This window comes from Psychrilyobacter sp., from assembly GCF_049671765.1.
In the GTDB taxonomy this organism is placed as follows: domain Bacteria; phylum Fusobacteriota; class Fusobacteriia; order Fusobacteriales; family Fusobacteriaceae; genus Psychrilyobacter.
In genome coordinates, this window is record NZ_JBATVM010000033.1 from 1 (window position 1) to 4,202 (window position 4,202).

5 protein-coding genes are annotated in these 4,202 nt (G+C 26.9%); 1 reads left to right on the forward strand and 4 read right to left on the reverse strand.

What is annotated here, in order from left to right; genetic code table 11:
- Positions 1-210 precede the first annotated feature (210 nt).
- The 4 genes from WBG30_RS01440 to WBG30_RS01455 form a co-directional block, all read right to left on the reverse strand.
- Entirely contained in the window at positions 211-336 is a 126-nt protein-coding gene (locus tag WBG30_RS01440; RefSeq protein WP_424502862.1) for a hypothetical protein, read from the reverse strand.
- 218 nt (positions 337-554) lie between these two features.
- On the reverse strand, positions 555-1,211 hold the full coding sequence (locus WBG30_RS01445) for an NAD(P)H-dependent oxidoreductase (RefSeq protein ID WP_424502863.1): 657 nt from the start codon (positions 1,209-1,211) through the stop codon (positions 555-557).
- Between the two features lie 272 nt (positions 1,212-1,483).
- Positions 1,484-1,852 (reverse strand): hypothetical protein, encoded by a 369-nt coding sequence (locus WBG30_RS01450; protein WP_424502864.1) that lies wholly within the window; start codon positions 1,850-1,852, stop codon positions 1,484-1,486.
- Positions 1,853-2,090: 238 nt separating this feature from the next.
- Positions 2,091-3,284, reverse strand: a complete 1,194-nt coding sequence (locus tag WBG30_RS01455) for a DUF819 domain-containing protein (protein ID WP_424502865.1) — start codon at positions 3,282-3,284, stop codon at positions 2,091-2,093.
- Between the two features lie 449 nt (positions 3,285-3,733).
- On the opposite strand from WBG30_RS01455, the gene WBG30_RS01460 reads away from it, so the two are divergent.
- Complete coding sequence (locus WBG30_RS01460; RefSeq protein ID WP_424502866.1) at positions 3,734-3,904, forward strand: hypothetical protein; 171 nt, start codon at positions 3,734-3,736, stop codon at positions 3,902-3,904.
- Positions 3,905-4,202: the final 298 nt, after the last annotated feature.

Sequence of the window (4,202 nt, forward strand, 5' to 3'; positions counted from 1 at the left end):
TCTTCTTTTCTACTTGCTTTTGCTAAGATTGAAGCTACTTCTAAATAAAGGGCTCTATTTTCTTCCTTTACATTTGCTTTTGCTGTGATTTTTATCATAATTTTTCTCCTTGAATATTTATTTTTTCTAAAGTTATGTTTATAATGACGTAAAAATAAGAAGTAATAGGTGTATGATTATTGCTTCTTATTTACTATTAAGTTTTATCTATTAAAAAAACATAATATCTTCTGCATCTAACATAAGTTGCATTGCTGAAAGATTTGAATCAATTTTTACAATGTCATTCATTTTTTCCCTTGTTGTATTTTCATAAGCAGGCATAAAGAAATTCATTAATTATTTTTTACATTTTCAGGCATAAGATCTTTTCCCACAGCTTTTCTCTGCTTTTGGTAAACTCAGTCCTTGTAAAACATGTCAAGGAAATAATTAAAAAATTTGAATATGTTTCGAGAAGATTTTTATTCATAGAAGTTACTCCTTTAAATATTGTTACTAGGAGTATATTTCTTTTTCAGAAAAAAAATCTATCGCGAAACATCAGTTACTACTTAATAAAATTTAACTACATCTTCTAATTTTCTTCTTGTTTTTTCATGTTTTGCTGGATTTTTAGCATATCCAAAAGCAGCCATATAAGCTAGGTCAAATTTACCCATGTCTATATCAAATTTTTCTACTAAAACTTTCTCTGTTTTTTCCTTATCAAAACCTTCGATAGGACAAGAATCTGCACCAACAATTGCACCAGCTGTTAACATATTTCCCAAAGCGATATATGCTTGCTTACTTGCCCAATCTGTTAATGTTTTTTCATTTTCTAAAAGTTTAAAATCATTTTCTTGGAATCCTTTGAAGAAACCAGTTTTCATCTCAATTACATTTTCTGGTAATTTTTGAACATCTCTCATAAAGTTATTTAAATATTCTGAATCATGTCTCATATCACCTTTTCTAGTTAAAGCTACCACAAAATGGCTAGCTCCTGTAGCTCTATCTCTTCCACCCCAAGAAAATTCAGTAATATCTAATTTTTTTTGTTGATCTTTTATTACTAAAAATTGCCAAGGTTCAAAACCAAATGAACTAGGAGATAATCTTCCTGTTTCAAGGATAAAGTTAAAATCCTCATCACTAATTTTCTTTTCAATATCAAATTCCTTACATGCATATCTTGTATTCATTGCTTCTAAAAATTGTTTTTTCATTTTTATTCCTCCTAATATTAATAAAACTATTTTGAATAGTTCTATCTATACTTATTTCTAGTAGTGGTTACATATTTTGAACCCCCACTAAAATTTATATTGATATTATTTTATGATCAATACTTTTTTATTCAAATCAGAATAACATTAAAAAAAATATTTGTGAAGTAGTTTCCATATAGTTATGTAGTTTCATTATAGAAAGTAATAATATTTTACTGATGTAAATTGAGAGTATTATTTGGGGGTGATTAAAAATCATCCTGTAAGTTTTAGTTTTTACTCATAACCAGGTTGATCACTTCAATTTTTAGATCTTTTCCATCCATATCTAAAACTCTTAGATATCTTTTAAATTTCATTTTTTTATTAGGATATAACTGAGACAGTCTTACCTCTCCTACAGTATAGTACCTATTATTTTTAGTAATATTTTTATCTCTGATTTTAATATCAAATTTCACATATTCTATTTTTTCATTACTTTTATTGGATATTACTCCTTCAAGACATCTAAATCCATTATATTTTCTACTTATTCTAACCTTTAAAATATCAACGTTCTTAAATCTAAAATCATATTTTTGAGAACCAAATGATATTAGAGAAAGAGTGAGGAATAATAATATAATTTTTTTCATATATATTCGTTCTCCTTATAATTTTTATTTCCCTATAATTATACAGTAGAATTATCACAACACCTTCAACATTAAAAATTATTAAATTTTAATGTCATTAATTAAAAAAAATTAACTAAAAACTATAAAATTTATTCAGGCTAAGTTCATAGAAAAAAATCCTCCTATACCCAGATTTCTCTAGATATAGAAGGAAATTTATGAAACTCTTATTTTTTATAAACTATTTATCTCTATCTTATAATAATGAGAATAAGATTTTAGACATTATTAATCCCATCCCTGTTCCTATAATTGCTCCTAACATCCCCATAAGTACTCCTACTGGAACTAAAGCATCATTATATGCCCCTGCGATTACAGGCGCTGATGCAACCCCTCCAATATTTGCAACTGATGCTACACAACAAGTAAATAGATCAAATTTAAAAATCTTAGCAAATATTGTCATCATAAGACCATGAATTCCTAAGATACATGCTCCTGCAATAATATAAACTGGTGCTTCTGTTAATTCTGCAAAGTTTGCAGAAGCAGCTATTAATCCAATTAATGTATATAAAAATATGTTAGATAATTGTTTTGATCCTGGAACTTTACTCATTGGAGACATTCCACCTATAATCCCCATAATTGTAACTAGCAAAATAGACCAAGTTGTATTGTTTAAAAAAGTAGTCTGAGGAAGATACTGAGCTATCCATACACAGAAAGCTCCTGCTCCTAAAGCAAATGCCAATGTACCAAATAGATCTAAAAATGTAACTTCTTTTACGATCTCTTCATCTAATGCGGCCAAGTGCTGAGAAAGTTCTTCTACTATACTGGTATCAGCTTTATTAAATTTATTAAAAGCCATTATTAATTTACTTGATCCAACAAAGAACAATAATAACATTATCCAAATTGAATAGTCTATAGAATCTATCAATAAGGTATACCCCATTCCTACGTCATCTAAATTTAATGCTTGCTGTACTGCTACCATGTTTTGAGTTCCGCCGATCCAAGAACCAGAGAGTGCTCCAAAAGCTTGCCAAGAATTTTCAGCTAACTTATCTTTAAAGATCATAAATGTCACTACAAATCCTGTCATTATACTAAATGTAGCTGAGAAAAATGCCAATAACATTTTTGGACCTAATTTTAATATATGTCGTAAATCACACTTTAATAACATCAAAAATATCATTGATGGTAATATTGCACTCTTCATTCCGTTCCTTGCAATACCTGCTCCTGTTTTTACCCCATCAATAGATAGTGACCAAAAACCAAAAGTAGACATTAACATTACTCCAAAGTAAATAATTACTAATGGTGGAATAACCTCGAAAAATTTTGTTTTGGATTTTAGCTTTTCTTCAATAAAGAAAACCCCTGCTGCAAAACAAATAATAAATGATATAAAACTATATCCGGACGTAATCATAAAAAAATTCCTCCCTCTTGTCTCGTTATAAATTGCACAATATAAATTCCACTTACTATATTATAGCATATCAGTTGTTTTGTCAACTTAATTGCCTTATTTCAAAACATTAATGATTAAATAAAGAACAATATTATTATTTTTTCAAATTATATTCTTATTTTACCAAGGAAAACCTATGATTTTTGATAGAATTGTTACATTTTCTAATTAAAAATTTAAAGATGTTTATTAATTTTTTTATGCAGTCAGTTATAATTTTAACAACTATTTTAATATATTTTAACAACTAATTAAGAATTTATAATATCTTTTAACATTTATTGCTTTGTATTTTTTTAATATAAATACCTTTGAAAATACACTAAAATATATAAATTTGTAAAACATTGGCTTTTAAAGTAGGATAGTATATAAATGCTTCTATTGTTAAAAGGAGCAAATATAATATGAAAAAAATACTTTTAATATTATTGGGTTGTAGTTCCACCAATGAAACTTTTACTAATAGTGATTATTTTCCTTGGTATAATGATTACTATTATGGATATTATGATGATGGTTATCATGGAGAAATTTATTGGAATGATTTGTCCGACGAAGAAAAAAAGAAATCGTAAAAAATATTAAAAATATTAGTAATAATCTATTCAGAATAAGTAGAAAAATATGTGTAAAAAGAGAGCTATTTTAATAGCTCTCTTTTAGTAGTTAGAAATTGAATGTACATGTATTCGGGTTAGACATATAAATTTTAGATTTTAGATTTTAGATTTTTTTAAAATAAAAGACTCTTTGTCAATTACTTAATTATTAGCATATACCCTGAAATTGCATAGCTTCTGCTACTTTTTCAAATCCTGCAATATTAGCTCCAGCTACATAATTACCTTCTAATCCGTATCTTTTTGATGCTTC